Below are 21,496 nucleotides of genomic sequence, written 5' to 3'. Positions count from 1 at the left end.
AAAAACCTGCATCAACAAAAACGGCCTGCAGAGCAGGCCGTTGGACACGCATTGAGCGGGTGTTACTTGAGCGCAGCAATCGCGGCGTCATAGTTCGGCTCATCAGCAATTTCGCCAACCAGCTCGCTGTGCAGCACCTTGTCGTTTTCATCCAGCACCACCACTGCGCGGGCGGCAACACCGACCAGCGGGCCGCTGGCAATGGCCACGCCATAGTTCTGCAGGAAGTCGGCGCCACGCATGGTCGACAGGTTGATCACGTTTTCCAGACCTTCAGTACCGCAGAAACGCGCCTGGGCGAACGGCAGGTCGGTGGAAATGCACAGCACCACGGTGTTGGCCAGCTTGCTTGCGCTGGCATTGAACGTACGCACCGAGGTGGCGCAGGTCGGGGTGTCGACGCTTGGGAAAATATTCAGGACTTTGCGCTTGCCGGCCAGGCTGGCCAGGCTCACATCGCTCAGGTCACCGGCGACCAGGCTAAACGCCGGCGCTTGCTGACCAATCTGTGGCAGTTGACCGGTGACTTCAACCGGGGAGCCTTTGAGAGTGACTTGTGCCATGGGAACGATCCTTTTCAGTGGAATTGAGGGGCGGAAAACAAGTAAGGGCGCGAACCTGCCAAATGGCAAGCTCGTGCACCTTTGAGGGGAGGCAGGCATAGCTGACCAAGGAGTCAGACTACCCTGCCCGCCCAGGCGACACATCAATTTTTTGCGAAGTGATCCTTGGTCAGCTTGACCACAATCGGGCTAAGCAACAGCAGCGACAGCAGGTTGGGGATCGCCATCAAACCATTGAGGGTGTCCGCCACCAGCCAGGCGAAGTCCAGATGGGCAATCGCGCCGAACGGCACGGCGACCACCCAGAGAATGCGGAACGGCAGGATCGACTTGGTGCCGACCATGTATTCCCAGCACTTCTCGCCAAAGTAGCTCCAGCCGAGGATGGTGGTAAAGGCAAACACCACCAGGGCAATGGTCAGAATATAACCACCGACGCCTGGCATGGCCTGCTCGAAGGCTGCCGCCGACAGCGCCGCACCGCTGGCACCGCTGGTCCACACGCCGGAGGTAATGATCGCCAGGCCCGTCATCGAGCAGATGATGATGGTGTCGATAAAGGTCCCGAGCATGCCAATCATCCCCGAACGTACCGGGCTGTTGGTGGTGCCGGCTGCCTGAGCGATACCTGCAGTACCCAGACCTGCTTCGTTGGAGAAGATACCGCGCGCCACACCAAAGCGAATCGCTGCCATCACCGCAGCACCGGCAAAACCACCGGTAGCCGCAATCGGGGTGAAGGCGTAGGTGAAGATCATTTCAAAGGCTTTCGGAATTTCCGCGGCGTTGACCACCAGCACCACCAGCGCGGCGATGATGTAGGCGACACACATAAACGGAACCAGAGTCGCCGCCACCTTACCGATACGCTTGATACCGCCGAGGATCACCATGCCCACAAAGACCATGGTCACCACACCGGTGACCCACAGCGGAATATTAAAGGTGGTCTGCAGGGCTGCGGCCATGCTGTTGACCTGCACCATGTTGCCAATGCCGAAACCGGCAAAGCCGCCAAAGATGGCGAACGCAGTGCCGAGCCACAGCCACTTCTTGCCCAGGCCGTTCTTGATCGCGTACATCGGGCCGCCGACATGCTCGCCGCGCTTATCCTTCTCGCGGTAATGCACCGCTAGCACCACTTCACAGTACTTGGTGGCCATACCGACCAGTGCGGTACACCACATCCAGAACAATGCACCCGGGCCGCCGAGGAAAATCGCGGTGGCTACACCGGCGATATTGCCGGTACCCACAGTGGCGGCCAGGCAGGTCATCAATGCCTGGAACGGGCTGATCTCGCCGCTTTCGGCATCGCCTTTCTTGCGGCCTTGCCACATCAGCTTGAAGCCTGCGCCGATCTTGCTCAGCGGCATAAATTTCAGGCGCAACATGAGGAACAGACCAGTGCCGAGAATCAGCACCAGCATGGGCGGGCCCCAGACCACGCCATTGAGTTGATTGACCAGGGTGTTGACGAATTCCATGCTCATTTCCTTATTCTTGTAGTGAACGCGAGGTGGGTAGCCTTCGCTTGTCCGATTGCCGGGTAGGCCAGGCTGTTACGCAGAACACGAGCCGGGTTGGCGCGCTTGCAAACAACCGATCGGGCTATACCAGTCAGCACAACGACTGCCCGGTGATCAGCGGCGGTCAGTATATGAAGACTGTGATAGTGGTTTTCACTGTTTAGATTTCAACGCTCAGACGTTTTGAGCGAGGGGCGCAATTTAAACGCGAATTAACTGGGCTAATCCAGCCTCACCCCGCAGAAACATGGCCTAGAAATCGCGCCGATAGAATAAATCCAGAGAACTGGCCAACCCGCTCGCAGCCTCGAGATAGAGCTTGCGGCTCAGTTCGTAGCGCAGCGCGATGGTATTCGCCGGCTCAAACACCCCCACGCCGTAACGCAGGCTCAGACGCTCGGACAGGTTGCCGCTGGCCACCACACTGGTGGTCACTCCCGAGCCTTGGGTGTCGAGCTGGAAATCACTGATGCCCAGGCCCTGCGCCAGGCTATTGACCAGCGGCGCACTGCCGGCCATGCCCAGGGCCAGAGCTGCCTGCGCCAGCATATTGTTGTCACCGCCGCCCTGCCCCAACGGCCGGCCCATAACCAGGTAGGACAGCGCCTGCTCCTGGCTCATGGCCGGTTCGGAAAACACCGTACTGGTCGGTTGCGCGGCATTGCCACTGAGGCGCAGGCCGGCCGTTACGTCATCGACCTGACGCACCGCTTCGATATCGAGAAACGGCTGATCAATCGGCCCGGCGAACAGCAGACGCGCGCGGCGCACATTCAGGCGCTGGCCGTACGCGCGGAAACGGCCCTTGTTCAGGCTTAGCTCGCCACGGGTGTCCAGATCATTACCGATATGCACGCGGCCAAGCAGCTCGGCCTCCAGGCCAAAGCCGCTGAAAGTCAGGCGCTGTTGGCCGACCTCAACATCAATATCCATGGCAATTGCCGTGGCCTGCTGCGGCGTGCTGTCGCGGCCCACCACCCGAGCATCGCTGGAAACCTGCACGGTTGAGGGCGGCAGTTCGCGCACTTCAATCTTGCCGCTGGGAATCAGCACCTTGCCGGCCAGCGACAGCTGCTCATCATGCAAGCGCAAACGTAGATCCGGCGCGACCTCCAGTGCGGCGTAGGGCTCCAGCATCACTGGCAGCCGGCTGCCGCGCAGCTGCATGTCCGCCAGCAGTCCATCGGCCCAGCTCAGCTCGCCATTCAGGCTGCCCTGACCTTGTTCGCCACTGCGCCAAGCACCCTCCAGCTGCAGTCGCTCACCTGCGATCTGCGCCTGCAGTTGCAGCTGCTCGATATTCATCGGCAGTTCGCCGCCGCTTACTTCGCCATTGACCACGCGCAGGTTGCCGTTGATCTGCGGGGCCAGCAGACCGCCTGACAAGGTGCCCGCGCCATTCAGTTGCCCGGCGATATGCTCGACCATCGGCACAAACGGGCGCGCCAGCGCCAGGTCCAGGCCGTTGAGGCGGAAGCTGCCGGACAGCGGCTTGCTCGCCGGGCGCGGATCAAGCTGGGCCTGCAGCGACAGCTCGCCGATAGCCGGGCCACGCAACTCCAGCAGGCTGTCGATGCGTTGTGGAAGCAATTGCGCGCTCAGGCGCAGGCTGTCGTAAGCAAAGTCCAACCACTGTTGTTGATCACGAATACGCCAGATACCGCTGCCGGCATCCAACTCCAGGCTGCCATTCGGCCCGCTGGCCGGCAGATCCAGCTGCAGCCGGCCATTGAGCTGGCCTTGCCAGGCGAAGTCCTTGGGCCACCACTGCGCCAGGCTATCCATGGGGAAGTTGCTTAGCTGGTAGTTCAGCTTGGGCTGCGGCAGCAGGCGCTGTTCTGCACCGCACAGGCTGGCCTCGCCAGAACGCCAGCAATGCGCGCCCAGGCTGAGCTGCCCATTGGCCAGCCGCACCAGCGTGGCCGGCTGCTGCAGGCGCCAATCCTGGCCACCGCTTTGCACTTCGCCACGGCTCAGGCTGCCGCGCCAGTTGCCCTTGTCCAACTTACCGGCCAGGGCCAGCTGACTTTGTAGCAGGGGGCCTTGCAGCTGCAGCTCAAGGCTTTGTTGCTGTTGGTCACCGGCGGCATTGACATCCAGGCGCCCTAACTCGGTTTCACCCAGCTGAATACCCAATGCCTCCAGGGTGATTCGGCCACGCTGGGCACTGTTCAGGCTGGCATCGAGCTTGAGCTGTTGCAGGCGCTGGTCGTCAAAAGCCAGGCGCTGACCCTGCAGCTGCAACTGGCCCTGGGGCGCTTGCAGACTCCCAGCCAAATCCAGCTGGCCATTGAGTTGGCCCTGCAAGCCCGGCCAGAGCTGACCCAGACGCGGCATTGCCAACAGCAACTGACCGCTCAGCTGTTGACGCAGCACCGCTTGGCCGCTGATGCGGTTATCACCCAGGCGGATATCCAGGGCACTCAACTCGCCCTGTTCCAACCCGCCGGCAAACTTTGCCAGCACCTTGGCTGGCTGGCCGCGCAGGCGACCAGCGAGGTCGATATCGGCATTCAGCTTGAGCTGCTGATTGATCAGGCTGCCGGAGCTGTTTAACGGGCCGGCCAGTGTGCCAGGCAGCTCGGCCAGCCAGTAGGCCGGGTCAAGCTGACTCAACTGCAGCCGCACATCCCAGCTCAGCTGCTCGGCAAAACCCAGGCTGACCTGGCCTTCGGCGCGGCCTTGGCCGGCTTGCAGGCGCAACTCGGGCAGATACAGTTTCTGCAGATCACCACTCAGCGGGCTTTGCAGGCTGAAGGCGCCGGCCGGGCCATCCAGCTCGGCGGCGAAATGGCCAAGGTAATTGCCATCCTGATAAGCCAGCTCACCATTGAGCACCTGTAATGCCACAGGCGCTGGTTCTGCCAGCGGATACAGACGCTGCCAGGGGAAATTCTGCCAGTTGAAGCGGCTATCCAGGCTCAGGCCCTGCTGCCAGTTCAGCTCGCCGCTGATCTGTACCTGCTGCTCAGGTTCGGCGGTCAGGCTTAAGTTGCTGATCGCAGCGCCGTCAGCCTTAAGCAAACCCGCCAGCGCCAAGGCAATCGGTCCTTCAGCTGCCGGCAGGCTGGCACTGCCGGCGACCTGATAGCCATCCTGCAGATCGCCCTGGGCATTTAGCTCAACCTGCTCAAGACTCAAGGTATCGGGCAGTTCGGTGCTGGCCTTGAAGGTGGCGACCTGCAAGCGCAGTTGTGCCGGCAGATGCTCTGCCAATGGCTGCAGCCAGCCCGTCAGCTCACCTTGCAGATAGCCGCTGCTATTGGCTGTCAGTTGCACGCGCTCGCGCAGTTCACCCTTGAGCTGCAGCGCCACCGGCCAGGCCTGCTGCTCGGGCGCCGGCAATTGCAGTTGCCCGCTCAGTTGCAGCGGCCAGTTGCCAGAGGTTTGCAGCTGGCCCTGCAGTGTCAGCTGCAGGTCAGCAGTGCGCAGGCTGAGGTTAGCGATCTGAATGCCCTGCGCAGTCCAGCGCGCGGCCAGCTGTAGCCCTTGCAACTGTTCAACGCCATTGAGCTGCAGGCTGTCGATCTGCACCTGCCCAAGTTGCAGTGCCAACGGCAGGCTCAGGTCCGGCAGGCTGAACGGCTCGCTGCTGGGCTGCTGATCATTCGGGAACACCAGGCTGATCGGCCCGCTGTGCAGCTGTTCGATACACAGCGTCAGGCGCAGCAGACATACAGGCGACCACTCCAGGCGAGGCGCCATCACCTGCACGCTGTCATCGCCCTGCCGCCAACGCAGCTGTGTCGCGCTCCAGCTACCGCCCAGGCGGCCATTGAAATCGTCCACCTGCAAGCCCGGCACCTGCGCCAATAACCAGCGGCTACCAGCCTGGGTGCCCAATAACAGGCTCAGACTGATGGCCAGCACCAGCACCAGCAGCAGCCCCAGCAGACCGAACAGCCCATAACGTAGCCCGCGCTTCACAGTTCCGGCCCCATGGAGAAATGCAGGCGCACACCGCCCTGATCGTCCAGTGGATGCGCCAGATCGAGGCGCAACGGCCCCAGCGGCGACACCCAGCGCACGCCAACGCCCACCGTGCTTTTTAGCGAGGGAATCTGCAGCGAGTCGAAGGTATTGCCCTGATCGAAAAAGCTCGCCAGGCGCCAGCGCTCGGTCAGGCTGTATTGGTATTCCAGGCTGCTGGTAAACAGATAGCGCCCGCCGATCTTGTCGCCGGCACGGTTCTCCGGCGACAGGCTCTGGTAGTCATAACCGCGCACACTCTGGTCGCCCCCGGCAAAGAAACGCAGCGATGGCGGCACCTTGGCAAAGCCGTCGGACTCAGTGCCGCCCACTTGCACCCGGCCGAGCAGTCGATGGCGGTTAAATACAGTGGTCAGGCCTTTGAGCTGGATATTGCCATGCAGCACATTGGCATCGGACAACAGCCCCTTGGCCGCGCCAGACAGATCCAGCTGCAGGCGATAGCCGTGGTTGGGGTCGATCTGGTTGTCACTGTGCAGGTAGGAATAACTCAGGCCCGGCATCAGCAGCGTGCTGGTGCCGGCGTCATCACCGAGGTCGTACTGTTCGTGCCGCCACTTTAGCGAGAGCACGCGCTGCCAGCCGCTGTCGAGCTTGCTGTGCCATTCCGGGCCGAAGGTCAGCAGGCGGCTGCTGCTATCGGTATTAGCCAGGTCTTCGGCCTGGTAACCGCCGGCCACGCGCAGCTTGTCGGTCAGCGGTGGGTCGAGCGGCACGTCATACCACAGCCCGACATTCTGCCGCGGCGCCGACAGCTCCAACTCCGCCCCATAACTGTGCCCTTGCGGGTTAGCCCAGTGCCGCGTCCAATTAGCCCGGCCACGCGGACCCACGTCGGTAGAGAACCCCAGCCCCAGGCCCATGCTGCGCGGCTTGCGTGCCTGCAGCTGAACCTGCACCGGGATCTGCTCGCCCGCAGCGCTGCCAGGGTTGGCATCCACCTGCACCGACTCGAAATAACCGCTGGAGCGCAGCGCCTGATACAGCTCGGCAATCAGCGCCGAGTCATAAGGGCTATCGGCCGGGAACGGCACCATGCGCTGCAGCAGCTGCTCATCGAACGGCGCATCGCCGACAAAGCTCACTGCGCCCAGTTGATAGCGCGGCCCGCTGAGATAGATCAGTTCGATATCGGCAATCCCGGCATCGGGGTCAATCGTCAGGCGCTGACTGCTAAAGCGCCCGGCGAAGAAGCCATAGCGCGAGGCCTGATTCTGAATCTCGCGCTTGGCCGCCTCGTAACGCCCGTGGTTAAGCGGCGCCCCGCTACGCAGCTGCGGGTCATTGGGGGTGCGGAAGGCGCGCAGCTGCGCGGCAGGCCCTTCGACGCGTACCAGCACATCACGCAGACGCACCGGCTCACCGGGCTGAATACGCAGGGTCAGGCGCGGTGTCGTGCCCTCGCTGACTTCGGTGGTGATCTGCGCCTGGTAGTAGCCCAGCGCCTGAGCGGCTTTTTCCGCCTGGTTCTCGGCCACCCGACGATAACGCTGCAGGGCCTCGGCATCGCGCTCGCCCAGGCTGCCGATATAGCCTTCAATATTGCTTTTCAGCGCGCTATTGGCCGGCTCAACCCGCACGCGCAGCTGTGCTTCGGCCAGGGCCGCAGCACTCAGCAAAAGCAGGCAAAGCCCGGTGAGAAGGTTGGGTAAAACAGACATGGGGGCGATGCTAGCACGAGCTCAGGGCCGACTTAGAGCAGCAGTGCGGGCAAATAGTTGCGACTCGATGTGTCGGCAGACACACCGAGTCGGCCATTCTCAGGCGCTGGCCTTGATTGCCACTTGCGGGCTGGGATGGAAAAACACGTGCTCGATAATCGGGCCAATGGCCACTTCGCCGATTTCCTCGTAGCCCTGACGCTTATAGAAATCCAGGTAATGTCCATTGCCGGTATCGAGCACCACGCCTTGGGAACTGGCGTCTTCGGCGCACCAATTGTGCAGCGCCTCCAGCAATTGCTCGCCGAGGTGCTTGCCCTGGTATTCTGGGTGAATACCGAGCAGCGGCAGAACGTGGTACGGCCCCGGCGGCAGGCAGGCGATCACTGCATCGTGGTATTCCAGATAGCGCTTGGTGCAACGGAAACCCGCGGTCAGCAGCATGCGCATGCGCCAGCCCCAACTTTCGGTGATGTCCATGCGCCGCTGCGGCGGTGCGATCAGCGCCATGCCGATCAGGCGGTCGTCGATCAGCAGGCCAATCGCCGGCAGGTCCTCATTAAAGTGCTGCTGCACCAGCTCGCGCACGGTGGCGCGCACACGCTGGTCATAGCCGGGACGCTCGGCTTCAAACAGGTAGGCGAAGGTGGGGTCGTGGCGGTAGGCGTGGTACAGCAGCGAGCGTGCTTCGCGGGCATAGCCGCCATCGAGCATGCGTACTTCGGCGAGACTGTTGGGCATCTGCTTGACCTCTGTTGTTCTTGATTTACTGGGCCTGCAGCCACGTTAGCACCGCGCACCCAGCACCGCCACAGGCTGGCCGGCAGGGTCGCTAATGGGCTAGCATCGCGAGCTTTCCAGAGCCACAGCCAGGACTGCCGCCCATGAAGATCGTCTCCTTCAATATCAATGGCCTGCGTGCACGCCCCCATCAACTGGCCGCACTGATCGAGAAACACCAGCCGGATGTGATCGGTCTGCAGGAAACCAAGGTGGCCGACGAGCAGTTCCCCGAGGCGGATATCCGCCAGCTCGGCTACCACGTGCATTACCACGGCCAGAAAGGCCACTACGGCGTCGCCCTGCTCTCGCGTCAGGAACCGTTGAGCCTGCACAAGGGCTTTCCCGGCGATGCCGAAGACGCGCAGCGGCGTTTTATCTACGGCACCTTCGCCGATGCCCAGGGCAACCCGGTCACGGTAATGAATGGCTACTTCCCGCAAGGCGAAAGCCGCGACCACCCGACCAAGTTCCCGGCCAAGCAACGTTTCTATGCCGACCTGCAACAGCTGCTGCTCAGCCAGTTCAGCCCCGAACAGGCGCTGGTGGTGATGGGCGATATCAATATCTCACCGGAAGATTGTGACATTGGCATTGGTGAGCCCAATCGCCTGCGCTGGCTGAAAACCGGTAAATGCAGCTTCCTGCCAGAAGAGCGCGAGTGGCTGGCCACCCTGAAGAGCTGGGGCCTGGTCGACAGCTTCCGCCATCTCAACCCAGCGGTGAATGATCGTTTCAGCTGGTTCGATTACCGCAGCCGCGGCTTCGAGGACGAACCCAAGCGCGGCCTGCGCATCGACGTGATTCTTGCCTCCCAGGCGTTGCAGGCGCGGATCAAGGATGCCGGTGTCGACTACGACCTGCGCGGCATGGAAAAACCATCGGATCACGCGCCGATCTGGCTGGAACTGGCACAGTAGGCCTGTAGCAGGGCCTTCACAGAGTTAAGTGACTGTCATATTGCAGTCACTTTTTTGTCTTATCGTCGCGGCACTTTCACTCACCCATATAAGGTGTTTGCCGCATGTCGCGCGCCTCCGCTGCCTCAGACCGTGATACCTGGATTCGCACCGCCAGCTTTCTGCTGCTTGGCTCCATCTGCTACGCCCTGCCCTGGTCGGTGTTCGCCGCCCTGCCCGTCCCCAGCGATAACAGCAGCGTGCTGCGCATTCAGGGCTCCAACACCATTGGTGCGCGGCTTGGCCCTGCACTGGTCAAAGGCCTATTCGAAGAACAGGGGCTGAGCGCCATCCGCATTGAGGCAGGCAACGCAGAAAACGAGCAGAAGATCACCGGTAAAACCGCCGATGGCAGCAGCGTCAGCATTGAGGTGGCGGCCCACGGTTCAGGCACCGGTTTTACTTCACTGGCCGACGGCAGCGCCGAATTGGCCGCCTCGTCCCGGCCGATCAAGGACAGCGAAGCCACCAGCCTGCTGAGCCTAGGTGACCTGAAAAGCGCCAGCGCCGAGCAGATCATCGCCCTCGACGGCCTGGCTATCATCCTGCACCCCAGCAACCCAATCGCGGCGCTGAACACTGCGCAGCTGGCGCAGATATTTGCTGGCGAGATCAGCGACTGGGCACAACTCGGTGCACCAGCCGGCGCCATCACCCTGTACGCCCGTGATGACAAGTCCGGCACCTTCGACACCTTCAAGGAGTTGGTGCTCAGTGCCAACGGCAAAGCCCTGTCACCTGGTGCCAAGCGATTTGAATCCAGCGAAAAACTCTCTGATTTTGTCAGTCAGGACCCTAACGGCATCGGCTTTATCGGCTTGCCCTATATCCGCCAGGCCAAGGCTGTGGCGATTGCCGCCGGTGACTCACAACCGATGCTGCCGAGCCTGACCCTGATCGCCACCGAGGATTACCCACTGTCACGCCGGCTGTTCTTCTATAACCAGCCGGACTTGAGCAACCCCTGGGGCCGTGCACTGGTGCAGTTCGCCCACAGCGTCCGCGGCCAGGCGATTGTTGATCAAAACGGTTTTATCGCGCAGACCGTGCAAGCGGTAAAAATTCCCGCCAACGCGCAAATGCCGGCGAACTACCAGGCTCTGGCGCAGAACGCTCAGCGTCTGTCGGTTAACTTTCGCTTTCAGGAAGGCAGTGCCAACCTCGACAACAAGGCCCTGCGCGACCTCAACCGGCTGATGGCTTACCTGCGCGAGCAGAACAAGCTGCACGACAAGGTGGTGCTGGTGGGCTTCGGCGATGCCAAGGCGGACCCGGCCCGCGCCGAGCTGCTGTCCAAGCTGCGCGCCATGGCCGTGCGTCGCGAGCTGAACAAGAGCGGCGTGATCTTCCGCGACATCATCGGCCTGGGCGATGAACTGCCGGTGGCTGCCAACAGCGGCGATGAGGGGCGGATCAAGAACCGTCGGGTGGAGGTTTGGGTTTACTAGGCCAGGGGTTAACCACATAGAAAACCCGGCGTTGTTTGCAGCAATTGCTGCATCTGGCAGTGATTAACAACGCCGAGTGGCTAAGCTGAACAGACTTTCTCGCCTCTATTTGAGGTTCTGCCATGCCCGCTACACCTCTGCGGCTAATCCTGTTACTGGCTCTACTGCTTGTCCAAAGCGCCCAGGCCGAGGTGTTCCGGGTGTTTGGCGCACACGATGGCTTCCCCAAATACTTTGAAGAGGATGGCGAGGCCAAGGGCATTGTCGTGGACATCAGCAAACACTGCCTGAATCAGATGCAGGTGCCCTACCAGATTCAGCTTATGCCGTGGAAACGCGCCTACACCATGGCCGAGCGCAGCGAAGGCGGCGTGATCGGTTTGTCGATCAGTGATGAACGCCTGACGCTGTTCGACTTTTCCGAGCCGATCTTCACCGAACATATCGTGCTGGTGGTGCAGAAAGGCCGCGAGTTTGCCTACCAGAACATCACAGACCTGAAAGACAAACTGATCGGCGCCACCATCGGCACCAGCTATGGCACTGCGTATGACGAGGCTGTGGCCAACGGCACCCTGACCATCGTCGGCTTCAACGATACCCGCAGCGGCCTGGGCATGCTGCAGCGCGAGCGCATCGATGCGATCCTGCTCGGTTCCAGCGTCGATATCCGCAGGCTCGCGCAAAGCTGGCCAGGCTTGCAGCCCGATGCCTTCAGCACTCTGCCGGTGCCATTCAAGAGCGACAGCAAGCACATGGGCATTGCCAAAGCGCTGAAGATGGGCTGGTTCCTTGAGCAGTTCAATCAGTGCCTGAAGAATGGCCACGACACGGGCATTTTTGCTCCGATCATCTACCAGTACAGCAACTGAATCCCCCGTTCCTGCGCTTGCCAAGTTTTCCGCAGGGGCTAATGCTTAGGCCATATTGGTGTTGGCCATTGTCGACATGTTCAGCCCGTTCAGGAGCATTGATCGTTTGAGTTCACCGAGCATTGTTATCGAGTCGCTGGTGCAGCGCGGCAAGCTACGTTGGCAAGTGCGCATGGGCCGCCGCAGCCTGATCTTTCATCAGGAACAAGCCGCCCGCGCCTTTGCCGCGCAACTGCATATGCGCCTGCTCTGGCTGCAACAGAGCGCTAATCCCGATGATGAGTTTGCTCCGCCGGGAACACCGCATTAGCCACAACGCACAAGGCCCGCAGTTGCGGGCCTTGTGCGTTTCCAGTAACGCGTTTTAGCGGCTGGCTTTCATTACCTCTTTCGACACGTACTTGCCGATCTCGAACTTGCCAATAGCCGCGCGGTGCACTTCGTCCGGACCGTCGGCCAGGCGCAGGGTGCGCTGCATGGCGTACCAGTAGGCCAGCGGGAAGTCGTTGGAAACCCCGGCGCCGCCGTGGATCTGGATTGCACGGTCGATCACCTTCAGCGCGACGTTGGGCGCAACCACCTTGATCTGGGCGATTTCACTGGCGGCAATCTTGTTGCCCACGGTGTCCATCATATAAGCCGCGTTCAACGTCAGCAGGCGGGCCATATTGATCTCCATGCGCGAGTCGGCGATGTGATCGATATTGCCGCCCAGACGGGCCAGCGGCTTGCCGAAGGCGGTACGGTTGATCGAGCGCTCACACATCAGCTTCAGCGCGCGCTCGGCCATGCCGATGGAGCGCATGCAGTGGTGGATACGTCCTGGGCCAAGGCGACCCTGGGCAATCTCGAAGCCACGGCCCTCGCCCAGCAGCACGTTCTCGTAAGGTACACGGACGTTTTCAAACAGCACTTCGGCGTGGCCGTGTGGCGCGTCGTCGTAGCCGAATACCGGCAGCGGGCGCAGCACTTTCACGCCTGGGGCGTCCATCGGCACCAGAATCATCGAGTGTTGTTGATGGCGCGGGCCATCCGGGTTGGTCAGGCCCATAAAAATCATGATTTTGCAGCGCGGGTCGCACGCGCCGGAAGTCCACCACTTACGGCCGTTGATCACCCACTCATCACCCTGGCGCACAGCGCTGGCCTGCATATTGGTGGCATCCGAGGACGCCACGCCCGGCTCGGTCATGGCGAAGGCGGAACGAATGGTGCCGTCCAGCAACGGCTTGAGCCACTGCTCTTTCTGCGCGTCGTTGGCGTAGCGCACCAGCACTTCCATATTGCCGGTGTCCGGCGCGGCGCAGTTGAACGGCTCAGGACCGATCAGTGAGCTGCCCATGATTTCCGCAAGCGGCGCGTATTCGGTGTTGGTCAGCCCGGCACCCAGCTCGGACTCCGGCAGAAACAGGTTCCACAGGCCTTCGGCTTTAGCCTTGGCTTTCAACTCTTCCATGATCGCGGTGGGCTGCCAGCGGTCGCCTTCATTGACCTGTTGCTCGAACACGGCCTCGGCTGGATAGACATGGCTCTCCATAAACGCGGTGACGCGTTCACGCAGCTGCTGAACCTTGGGGGAGTAGGCGAAATCCATGGTGGCTACCTTCTGACGCTGATTTTTGGGGAGTTCGGTGAAGTGGAAATGATGCTAGAACAGGGCTTAGGATTTATCTAATCTATTCTCACCGTGTATAAACATTCATCACCGATATATGATTGATTAGGGTCTGTTGCCGTTTCTTCACGAACGAACGAAACAGCAACGGACCCTAATACCGACAACCTGCGGAGCGAGCGTGTAATGAATCTGAACAAGGTCGACCTCAACCTCTTTGTCGTCTTCGATGCCATCTACACCGAGGCCAATCTGACCCGTGCCGGGCAGATCGTCGGCATTACCCAGCCCGCAGTCTCCAACGCCCTCGCGCGTTTGCGTGAAACCTTCAATGACCCGCTGTTTGTGCGCACCGCCCAGGGCATGGTGCCCACGCCAATGGCGCAGAACATCATCGGCCCGGTGCGCAACGCGCTGCAGCAGCTGCGCATCTCCGTGCAGGAAAGCCGCATCTTCAACCCGGCGCAGGCCAACAAGACCTTCCGCATCAGCATGACCGACCTCACCGAGGCCATCGTCCTGCCGCCGCTGTTCCAGCGCCTGCGCCGCCTAGCGCCGAACGTGAACATCGAAAGCATGCTGGCCCGGCGCCGCGAAACCACTAAAGAGCTGGCCGCTGGCCGCCTGGATTTTGCCGTCGACGCGCCGCTCAACACCGACCCGCAGGTGCGCCACGTCAAGCTGATGGAGGACCGCTACGTGTGCGCCATGCGCCGTGGCCATCCGCTGGCCAAAGAGAAAATCAGCCTGGACGAGTACATGGGCATGACCCATATCCATATCTCCAGCCGGCGCAGCGGTCTGGGTCATGTCGACCTGGCCCTGGGCCGCATGGGCATCCAGCGCAAGATCGCCCTGCGTTCACAGCATTACCTGATGGCCACCACCGTGCTGCAAGGCACCGACATGGCCATGACCGTGCCCGAGCGCTTCGCCCGGCGTAACGACCTGCACTTTGTCGAACTGCCGATCAAGGACATGACGCCGCTGGAAACCCACCTCTACTGGCACGAAAGCACTGACCAGGACCCGGCCAACCGCTGGATGCGCGAGCAGATCATCGAGATTTCCCAGCAAGCCACGGCCCAGGAAAAGAAAGCCTAAAGGCGAATACACTGCGCCAGTTGTGAGCAAGCAAATCGCCTGGCGAATGCCAGCACTGTGCTTCAATGACTTGGACGGCCCTGCCTTTGAAACCGCTGGCGATTAGCTCAGGCGCCGCACGAGGATCACAGCATGAATGCAATCCGGATTATCTCCATCGCACTGATCGTGGCGGGCCTGTTAGGGCTGCTGTATGGCGGTTTCAGCTACACCAAGGACACCACCGCCGTGAAGCTCGGCCCAATCGAACTTTCGGTGCAGGAGAAGGAAAGAGTCAACGTGCCTGTTTGGGCGGGCATCGGGGCGATACTCGCGGGCGGTTTGCTGTTCGGCTTTGCCGGTAGAAAGCCTTGAGTCGCACCCAGGACTGATTGACCGGCACAACACGTGACTGCCGTGCTATTGGCCTGCGCGGCGGCCCGTTCGCGACCCATCGCTTATCCCAGGGTAAACAGCCCAACTGGTAGTCTCATCTCAATACGTCACAGCTTGTTTAGCTTATTGCTCTAACCCATTGTTTTTAAATTGATCAATGCCCGCTAAAAACTCCACTCACTCGGTGCTTAATCAATCGAGTTGACTAAATCGGTCCGCAGCCTTACGTTAACGTAAAGGTAAACAAGAGCGCTGCCGTATGTCCGCCACCACCTACTCTATTTCCGAACTGGCCCGCGAGCTGGACATCACCACCCGCGCCATTCGCTTCTATGAAGAGCAGCAGATGCTCTGCCCCGAACGTCGCGGCCAGGAACGTATCTACACGGCCAAGGACAAGGTCACCCTCAAGCTGATCCTGCGCGGCAAGCGCATCGGCTTTTCCCTGGCCGAGTGCAGGGAACTGATCGAGCTGTACGACCCGGTGCACGGCAATCACAAGCAGTTGCACACCTTTATGGCGAAGATCGCCGAACGCCGCGCCCAGCTGCAGCAGCAACTGCTGGACATCGAACAGATGCAGCTTGAGCTGGATACCGCCGAAGAGCGCTGCCTGGCGGCTTTAGCTGAAACTGATAAAAAACAATCCGTTATCTCCTGAACTTAATTCGAACAATTACAGGTGGAACCATGAGCTACCCATCCCTCAACTTCGGTCTCGGCGAGACCATCGATATGCTGCGCGACTCGGTGTATCAGTTCTCACAAGCCGAATTGGCGCCGCGCGCCGCGCAGATCGACCGCGACAACGAGTTCCCCATGGACATGTGGCGCAAGTTTGGCGACATGGGCCTGCTCGGCATGACCGTGGAAGAGGAATACGGCGGCACCCATATGGGTTACCTGGCGCATGTGGTGGCCATGGAAGAGATCAGCCGCGCCTCGGCCTCGGTCGGCCTGTCCTACGGCGCGCACTCCAACCTGTGCCTGAACCAGATCCGCAAGAACGGCACCCACGCGCAGAAGGCCAAGTACCTGCCCAAGCTGTGCTCCGGCGAGCACATTGGTGCATTAGCCATGAGCGAGCCGAATGCCGGCTCTGACGTGGTGTCGATGAAGCTGCGTGCCGAGAAGCGCGGCGACCGCTACGTGCTCAACGGCAATAAGATGTGGATCACCAACGGCCCCGACGCCCACACCTACGTGATCTACGCCAAGACCGACATCAGCGCCGGCTCACGCGGCATGACCGCGTTTATCGTCGAGCGTGACTACAAGGGCTTCTCCCGCCACCAGAAGCTGGACAAGCTGGGCATGCGCGGCTCCAACACCTGCGAGTTGGTGTTCGAGGATTGCGAAGTACCGGAAGAGAACATCCTTGGCGCCGAAGGCGGCGGCGTACGCGTGCTGATGAGCGGCCTGGACTACGAGCGCACCGTGCTTTCGGGCGGCCCCACCGGAATCATGACCGCCTGCATGGACGTCGTGCTGCCCTACGTGCACGAGCGTCAGCAGTTCAAGCAGTCGATCGGCGAGTTCCAGCTGGTGCAGGGCAAGCTGGCCGATATGTACGCCGGCATGAACGCCTCCAAGTCCTACCTCTACAACGTCGCCAAAGCCTGTGATCGCGGTGAGGAATCGCGCAAGGACGCCGCCGCAGTGATCCTCTACACCGCCGAAATGGCCACCAAAATGGCCCTGGACACCATCCAGCTGCTCGGCGGTAACGGCTACACCAACGAGTACCCGGCCGGCCGCCTGCTGCGCGACGCCAAGCTCTATGAGATTGGCGCCGGCACCAGCGAAATCCGCCGAATGCTGATCGGCCGTGAGCTGTTTAACGAGACGAAATAACCATAAGCCGCAGGAACCGTAGCCCGGATAAGCCTTGGCGCAATCCGGGAGCAGTTGGTGCGACACAGTGTCCCCGGATTGCATCCGGGCTACGAATGGAGTGAGCCGAATGGCCATCCTGCACACCCAGATCAACACCCGCTCACCAGAGTTCGCCGCCAATAGTGCGGCAATGCTTACCCAGGTAAACGACCTGCGCGCCCTGCTCGCCCGCGTTCATGAAGGCGGCGGTACCAAGGCCCAGGAACGCCACACCTCGCGCGGCAAGTTGCTGCCGCGTGAACGCATTAATCGCCTGCTGGATATCGGCTCGCCCTTTCTGGAAATCGGCCAGTTGGCTGCCTACGAGGTCTACGGTGAGGATGTACCGGCGGCTGGTGTGGTGGCCGGTATCGGCCGGGTCGAGGGTGTCGAGTGCATGATCGTGGCCAACGACGCCACGGTAAAAGGCGGCAGCTACTACCCACTGACGGTGAAAAAACACCTGCGCGCGCAGACCATCGCTCAGCAGAACCGCCTGCCGTGCATCTACCTGGTGGATTCCGGCGGCGCCAACCTGCCGCGTCAGGATGAAGTGTTCCCGGACCGCGAGCACTTCGGGCGGATCTTCTTCAACCAGGCCAATATGTCAGCCATGGGCATCCCGCAAATCGCCGTGGTCATGGGCTCCTGCACCGCTGGCGGCGCCTATGTGCCAGCCATGGCCGATGAAGCGATCATGGTGCGCAACCAGGCCACCATCTTCCTCGCCGGACCGCCGCTGGTAAAAGCCGCCACCGGTGAGGTGGTCAGCGCTGAAGACCTCGGTGGTGCCGATGTGCACTGCAAAACCAGCGGCGTGGCCGACCATTACGCCGACAACGACGAACATGCCCTGGCCTTGGCCCGGCGTAGCATCAGCAATCTCAACTGGCGCAAGCTCGGCGTGCTCAACAACCGCGCACCGATCAATCCGCTGTACAGCGGCGAAGAGCTGTACGGGGTGATTCCGGCAGATGCCAAGCAGCCGTTCGATGTGCGTGAAGTGATCGCCCGCACCGTCGATGGCAGCGTATTCGATGAGTTCAAGGCACTGTTTGGCGCCACCCTGGTCTGCGGTTTTGCGCATATCCACGGCTATCCGGTGGCGATCCTCGCCAATAACGGGATCTTATTCGCCGAGTCTGCACAAAAAGGCGCGCACTTTATCGAGCTGGCCTGCCAGCGCGGCATTCCGCTGCTGTTTTTGCAGAACATCACCGGCTTTATGGTCGGGCAGAAGTACGAGGCCGGCGGCATCGCCAAGCACGGCGCCAAACTGGTCAACGCAGTGGCGTGCGCCAAGGTGCCGAAATTCACCGTGATCATCGGCGGCAGCTTCGGCGCCGGTAACTACGGCATGTGCGGCCGCGCCTACGATCCACGCTTTTTGTGGATGTGGCCGAATGCGCGCATCGGCGTGATGGGTGCCGAACAGGCCGCCGGCGTACTGGTGCAGGTCAAACACGAACAGGCCGCCCGCGCCGGGCAGCGCTTCTCCGCCGAGGATGAGGCGGCGCTCAAGCAGCCGATCCTCGAACAGTACGAGCGCCAGGGCCATCCCTACTACTCCAGCGCCCGCCTGTGGGACGACGGTGTTATCGACCCGGCGCAAACCCGCGAGATATTGGGCCTGGCGCTGTCCGCCAGCCTTAACGCGCCGATTGAGCCGACCACCTTTGGTGTGTTCAGAATGTAATCAGGACAAACCGTAGGATGGGTGCAACCCATCGATATCGTTTGATGGGTTAGCACCCATCCTACAGGTGCAACGCACGCGCCCCAGTGAGTGACCATGACCGACTTCAACACCCTCGAACTACAAACAGACCCACGCGGTTTTGCCACCCTCTGGCTCAATCGCGCGGACAAGAACAACGCCTTTAACGCCGAGATGATCCGCGAGCTGATTCTCGCCCTTGACGCGGTAATGGCCGACAAAAGCCTGCGCTTCCTGCTGCTGCGCGGCCGTGGCAAGCACTTCTCCGCCGGCGCCGACCTGGCCTGGATGCAGCACGCGGCAACCCTGGACTACAACGCCAACCTGGCCGACTCGCGCGAGCTGGCCGAGCTGATGCACAACCTGTATCAGCTGAAGATCCCCACCCTGGCCGTGGTGCAGGGCGCGGCCTTCGGCGGCGCCCTGGGGCTGATCAGCTGCTGCGATATGGCCATCGGCGCCAATGACGCCCAGCTGTGTCTGTCCGAAGTGCGCATCGGCCTGGCGCCAGCGGTGATCAGCCCCTTTGTCGTACAGGCGATTGGCGAACGTGCAGCACGGCGCTACGCCCTGACGGCTGAGCGCTTTAGCGGCCAGCGCGCGCAGGAGCTGGGGCTGTTTGCCGAATGCTATGCCGCCGATGCCCTGGAGCAGGCCGTGGCCGAGTGGGTCGACACATTGCTGCTCAATAGCCCGCAGGCGATGCTCGCCAGCAAGGATTTGCTGCGCGAAGTGGGCAGCGGCGTGCTGACTCCAGCGCTGCGCCGTTATACCGAGAACGCGATTGCCCGTATCCGCGTCAGCCCCGAAGGCCAGGAAGGTCTGCGCGCCTTTCTGGATAAACGCAAGCCCGCCTGGCAGGAGCAATAAGCATGAATATCCCCCGCAATAGCCGGCTGGATAAACGCCCATACCTCCGGCAGGAGCCACAAGCATGAGCCTTAAGCCTATCGATACCCTGCTGGTGGCCAACCGTGGCGAGATCGCCTGCCGGGTGATGCGCACGGCCCAAGCCATGGGCATCCAAACCGTGGCGGTGCACAGCGCCATCGACGCCAACGCCCGCCATGTGCGCGAAGCCGATCTGGCGGTCAATCTGGGCGGTGCCAAACCGGCGGACAGCTACCTGCGAATCGACGCGCTGATCGCTGCGGCCAAGGCCAGTGGTGCCCAGGCGATCCATCCCGGTTATGGCTTTCTTTCGGAAAACGCCGGCTTTGCTCGCGCCATCGAAGCAGCCGGGCTGATCTTTCTCGGCCCGCCCGCCTCGGCCATCGACGCCATGGGCAGCAAATCGGCCGCCAAGGCGCTGATGGAAGCCGCCGGCGTACCGCTGGTGCCGGGCTATCACGGCGAAGCACAGGATGTAGAAACCTTCCGCGCAGCCTCGAACGCAATCGGCTACCCCGTGCTGCTCAAGGCGGCGGCCGGTGGTGGTGGCAAGGGCATGAAAGTGGTCGAGCGTGAAAGCGAACTGGCCGAAGCCCTGGCCAGCGCCCAGCGCGAGGCGCAATCGTCGTTCGGTGACTCGCGCATGCTGGTGGAAAAATACGTCCTCAAGCCGCGCCATGTGGAGATTCAGGTTTTTGCCGACTCGCATGGCAACTGCCTGTACCTGAATGAGCGCGACTGCTCGATCCAGCGGCGTCACCAGAAGGTCGTCGAAGAAGCACCGGCTCCGGGTCTGTTAGCGGAACTGCGTTGCGCCATGGGCGAGGCTGCGGTCAAGGCTGCTCAGGCCATCGGCTATGTCGGCGCCGGCACCGTGGAGTTTCTGCTGGATGAGCGCGGCGATTTCTTCTTTATGGAGATGAACACCCGTCTGCAGGTCGAGCACCCGGTGACCGAGCTGATCACCGGCCTGGATCTGGTCGCCTGGCAGATTCGCGTAGCCCGTGGCGAGGTGCTGCCGATCAGCCAGGATCAGGTGCCTCTGATTGGCCACGCCATCGAGGTGCGGCTGTATGCGGAAGATCCGGACAACGACTTTCTCCCGGCCACCGGCACCCTGGCGTTGTACCGCGAAGCCGCTGCCGGCCCAGGTCGCCGGGTAGACAGCGGCGTCAGCGAAGGCGATGAAGTCTCGCCCTTCTATGACCCGATGCTTGGCAAGCTGATCGCCTGGGGCGAAAACCGCGAGGAAGCACGGCTGCGCCTGCTGGCCATGCTTAAAGAAACCTGCGTGGGCGGCGTCAGAACCAACCTGGCCTTTCTCACCCGCGTACTGGCCCACCCGGCCTTTGCCAATGCGGAGCTGGACACCGGCTTTATCCCGCGCCATGAAGCGCAGCTGCTGCCGCCAGTGAGCGAATTGCCCGCCGAATTCTGGCAACTGGCCGCCGAAGCCTTTGTGCAGAGCGAAGCGCCGCAGCAACGCCACGACGATTTCCATTCGCCCTGGTCACGCAACAACGGCCTGCGTCTGGGCCTGCCGGCAGAAACCGACTTGCACCTGAGCTGCCAGGGCGAGCGCCAGGTGGTACGCCTGCGCCATGCTTCGGCTTCCACTGTGCAATTACAGGGCGAAGTCCTGCAGGTAGAGCGCGATGGCCTGCGCCAGCAGCATCTGGCAATTCGTCGCGGCGATACCCTGTACCTGCACTATGCCGGCGAGCTGCGCAGCATCCAACGCGTCGACCCGATTGCCGAAGTGGAAGCCAGCCATCAGCATCACGGCGGTCTGACCGCCCCAATGAACGGCAGTATCGTGCGGGTGCTGGTGGAAGCCGGCCAGCCGGTCGAAGCCGGCACTGCGCTGGTGGTGCTGGAAGCGATGAAGATGGAACACAGCATCCGCGCCGCCCATGCCGGTACGGTAAAGGCGCTGTATTGCAATGAAGGCGAGATGGTCAGTGAGGGCGCGGTACTGGTGGAGCTTGAAGAAATCAGCGCATAACCTTTTGTAGGAGGGGCTTTAGCCGCGATCAGCGATAAAAAGCTCGCCGCTAAAGCGCCTCCTACAACGCAGTAATTCACCTAAGCGCGCGCCCCATCGAAATAAACAACGA

Annotated in this window: 17 protein-coding genes; 11 read left to right on the top strand and 6 right to left on the bottom strand. The window is 61.6% G+C overall.

The window, feature by feature from the left end:
- Positions 1–62: 62 nt before the first annotated feature.
- The 5 genes from tpx to Q8M42_RS14455 all read right to left on the bottom strand — a co-directional run bounded on the left by tpx (position 63) and on the right by Q8M42_RS14455 (position 8,484).
- Positions 63–563 carry a thiol peroxidase gene (gene tpx / locus Q8M42_RS14475; protein WP_304869210.1) on the bottom strand — a complete coding sequence of 167 codons (501 nt, stop codon included), beginning with the start codon at positions 561–563 and terminating at the stop codon, positions 63–65.
- 143 nt (positions 564–706) lie between these two features.
- Positions 707–2,050: a sodium:alanine symporter family protein gene (locus Q8M42_RS14470; RefSeq protein ID WP_304869212.1), complete on the bottom strand. Its 1,344-nt coding sequence runs from the start codon at positions 2,048–2,050 to the stop codon at positions 707–709.
- Between the two features lie 294 nt (positions 2,051–2,344).
- A complete protein-coding gene (locus Q8M42_RS14465; protein WP_304869214.1) occupies positions 2,345–6,019 on the bottom strand; it encodes a translocation/assembly module TamB domain-containing protein in 3,675 nt (1,224 codons plus the stop codon).
- Entirely contained in the window at positions 6,016–7,743 is a 1,728-nt protein-coding gene (locus Q8M42_RS14460) for an autotransporter assembly complex family protein (protein ID WP_304869216.1), read from the bottom strand. Before Q8M42_RS14460 ends, Q8M42_RS14465 begins: the two co-directional genes overlap by 4 nt.
- A gap of 99 nt (positions 7,744–7,842) precedes the next feature.
- Positions 7,843–8,484 carry an N-acetyltransferase gene (locus Q8M42_RS14455; RefSeq protein WP_304869218.1) on the bottom strand — a complete coding sequence of 214 codons (642 nt, stop codon included), beginning with the start codon at positions 8,482–8,484 and terminating at the stop codon, positions 7,843–7,845.
- A gap of 143 nt (positions 8,485–8,627) precedes the next feature.
- On the opposite strand from Q8M42_RS14455, the gene xthA reads away from it, so the two are divergent.
- The 4 genes from xthA to Q8M42_RS14435 all read left to right on the top strand — a co-directional run bounded on the left by xthA (position 8,628) and on the right by Q8M42_RS14435 (position 12,112).
- Positions 8,628–9,443 carry an exodeoxyribonuclease III gene (xthA, locus tag Q8M42_RS14450; RefSeq protein WP_304869220.1) on the top strand — a complete coding sequence of 272 codons (816 nt, stop codon included), beginning with the start codon at positions 8,628–8,630 and terminating at the stop codon, positions 9,441–9,443.
- A 104-nt stretch (positions 9,444–9,547) separates the two neighbouring features.
- On the top strand, positions 9,548–10,930 hold the full coding sequence (locus Q8M42_RS14445; protein ID WP_304869222.1) for a phosphate ABC transporter substrate-binding/OmpA family protein: 1,383 nt from the start codon (positions 9,548–9,550) through the stop codon (positions 10,928–10,930).
- Positions 10,931–11,052: 122 nt separating this feature from the next.
- Positions 11,053–11,802 (top strand): ABC transporter substrate-binding protein, encoded by a 750-nt coding sequence (locus Q8M42_RS14440; protein WP_304869223.1) that lies wholly within the window; start codon positions 11,053–11,055, stop codon positions 11,800–11,802.
- A 58-nt stretch (positions 11,803–11,860) separates the two neighbouring features.
- Positions 11,861–12,112: a hypothetical protein gene (locus Q8M42_RS14435; protein WP_370692743.1), complete on the top strand. Its 252-nt coding sequence runs from the start codon at positions 11,861–11,863 to the stop codon at positions 12,110–12,112.
- A gap of 54 nt (positions 12,113–12,166) precedes the next feature.
- Here Q8M42_RS14435 and Q8M42_RS14430 read toward each other — a convergent pair whose 3' ends face one another.
- Entirely contained in the window at positions 12,167–13,396 is a 1,230-nt protein-coding gene (locus tag Q8M42_RS14430) for an acyl-CoA dehydrogenase (RefSeq protein ID WP_304869225.1), read from the bottom strand.
- A gap of 207 nt (positions 13,397–13,603) precedes the next feature.
- Between Q8M42_RS14430 and Q8M42_RS14425 the strand changes: the two genes are divergently transcribed.
- The 7 genes from Q8M42_RS14425 (at position 13,604) to Q8M42_RS14395 (ending at position 21,384) form a co-directional block, all read left to right on the top strand.
- Positions 13,604–14,521 (top strand): LysR family transcriptional regulator, encoded by a 918-nt coding sequence (locus tag Q8M42_RS14425; protein WP_304869227.1) that lies wholly within the window; start codon positions 13,604–13,606, stop codon positions 14,519–14,521.
- A 132-nt stretch (positions 14,522–14,653) separates the two neighbouring features.
- Positions 14,654–14,875: a hypothetical protein gene (locus Q8M42_RS14420; RefSeq protein ID WP_304869228.1), complete on the top strand. Its 222-nt coding sequence runs from the start codon at positions 14,654–14,656 to the stop codon at positions 14,873–14,875.
- Positions 14,876–15,155: 280 nt separating this feature from the next.
- Positions 15,156–15,557, top strand: a complete 402-nt coding sequence (locus Q8M42_RS14415; RefSeq protein WP_304869230.1) for a MerR family DNA-binding transcriptional regulator — start codon at positions 15,156–15,158, stop codon at positions 15,555–15,557.
- A 29-nt stretch (positions 15,558–15,586) separates the two neighbouring features.
- Positions 15,587–16,750: an isovaleryl-CoA dehydrogenase gene (locus tag Q8M42_RS14410; protein ID WP_304869231.1), complete on the top strand. Its 1,164-nt coding sequence runs from the start codon at positions 15,587–15,589 to the stop codon at positions 16,748–16,750.
- A 109-nt stretch (positions 16,751–16,859) separates the two neighbouring features.
- A complete protein-coding gene (locus Q8M42_RS14405; RefSeq protein ID WP_304869233.1) occupies positions 16,860–18,467 on the top strand; it encodes a carboxyl transferase domain-containing protein in 1,608 nt (535 codons plus the stop codon).
- A gap of 96 nt (positions 18,468–18,563) precedes the next feature.
- Positions 18,564–19,358, top strand: coding sequence for a gamma-carboxygeranoyl-CoA hydratase (locus tag Q8M42_RS14400; protein ID WP_304869234.1), 795 nt, complete (start codon positions 18,564–18,566; stop codon positions 19,356–19,358).
- Positions 19,359–19,422: 64 nt separating this feature from the next.
- Positions 19,423–21,384 carry an acetyl/propionyl/methylcrotonyl-CoA carboxylase subunit alpha gene (locus Q8M42_RS14395; protein ID WP_304869236.1) on the top strand — a complete coding sequence of 654 codons (1,962 nt, stop codon included), beginning with the start codon at positions 19,423–19,425 and terminating at the stop codon, positions 21,382–21,384.
- The last annotated feature ends 112 nt before the right edge of the window (positions 21,385–21,496 follow it).

The organism is Pseudomonas sp. (assembly GCF_030684895.1).
GTDB lineage: Bacteria > Pseudomonadota > Gammaproteobacteria > Pseudomonadales > Pseudomonadaceae > Aquipseudomonas.
The sequence above is the reverse complement of the archived record's forward strand: the minus strand, read 5'-3'. Positions and strand labels throughout refer to the sequence as shown.

Bases quoted from the DNA above. Each gene is read 5' to 3' on its own strand.
- tpx (WP_304869210.1), bottom strand. From the start codon at position 563: ATGGCACAAGTCACTCTCAAAGGCTCCCCGGTTGAAGTCACCGGTCAA.
- Q8M42_RS14470 (WP_304869212.1), bottom strand. From the start codon at position 2,050: ATGGAATTCGTCAACACCCTGGTCAATCAACTCAATGGCGTGGTCTGG.
- Q8M42_RS14460 (WP_304869216.1), bottom strand. From the start codon at position 7,743: ATGTCTGTTTTACCCAACCTTCTCACCGGGCTTTGCCTGCTTTTGCTG.
- Q8M42_RS14455 (WP_304869218.1), bottom strand. From the start codon at position 8,484: ATGCCCAACAGTCTCGCCGAAGTACGCATGCTCGATGGCGGCTATGCC.
- xthA (WP_304869220.1), top strand. From the start codon at position 8,628: ATGAAGATCGTCTCCTTCAATATCAATGGCCTGCGTGCACGCCCCCAT.
- Q8M42_RS14445 (WP_304869222.1), top strand. From the start codon at position 9,548: ATGTCGCGCGCCTCCGCTGCCTCAGACCGTGATACCTGGATTCGCACC.
- Q8M42_RS14440 (WP_304869223.1), top strand. From the start codon at position 11,053: ATGCCCGCTACACCTCTGCGGCTAATCCTGTTACTGGCTCTACTGCTT.
- Q8M42_RS14430 (WP_304869225.1), bottom strand. From the start codon at position 13,396: ATGGATTTCGCCTACTCCCCCAAGGTTCAGCAGCTGCGTGAACGCGTC.
- Q8M42_RS14425 (WP_304869227.1), top strand. From the start codon at position 13,604: ATGAATCTGAACAAGGTCGACCTCAACCTCTTTGTCGTCTTCGATGCC.
- Q8M42_RS14420 (WP_304869228.1), top strand. From the start codon at position 14,654: ATGAATGCAATCCGGATTATCTCCATCGCACTGATCGTGGCGGGCCTG.
- Q8M42_RS14415 (WP_304869230.1), top strand. From the start codon at position 15,156: ATGTCCGCCACCACCTACTCTATTTCCGAACTGGCCCGCGAGCTGGAC.
- Q8M42_RS14410 (WP_304869231.1), top strand. From the start codon at position 15,587: ATGAGCTACCCATCCCTCAACTTCGGTCTCGGCGAGACCATCGATATG.
- Q8M42_RS14405 (WP_304869233.1), top strand. From the start codon at position 16,860: ATGGCCATCCTGCACACCCAGATCAACACCCGCTCACCAGAGTTCGCC.
- Q8M42_RS14400 (WP_304869234.1), top strand. From the start codon at position 18,564: ATGACCGACTTCAACACCCTCGAACTACAAACAGACCCACGCGGTTTT.
- Q8M42_RS14395 (WP_304869236.1), top strand. From the start codon at position 19,423: ATGAGCCTTAAGCCTATCGATACCCTGCTGGTGGCCAACCGTGGCGAG.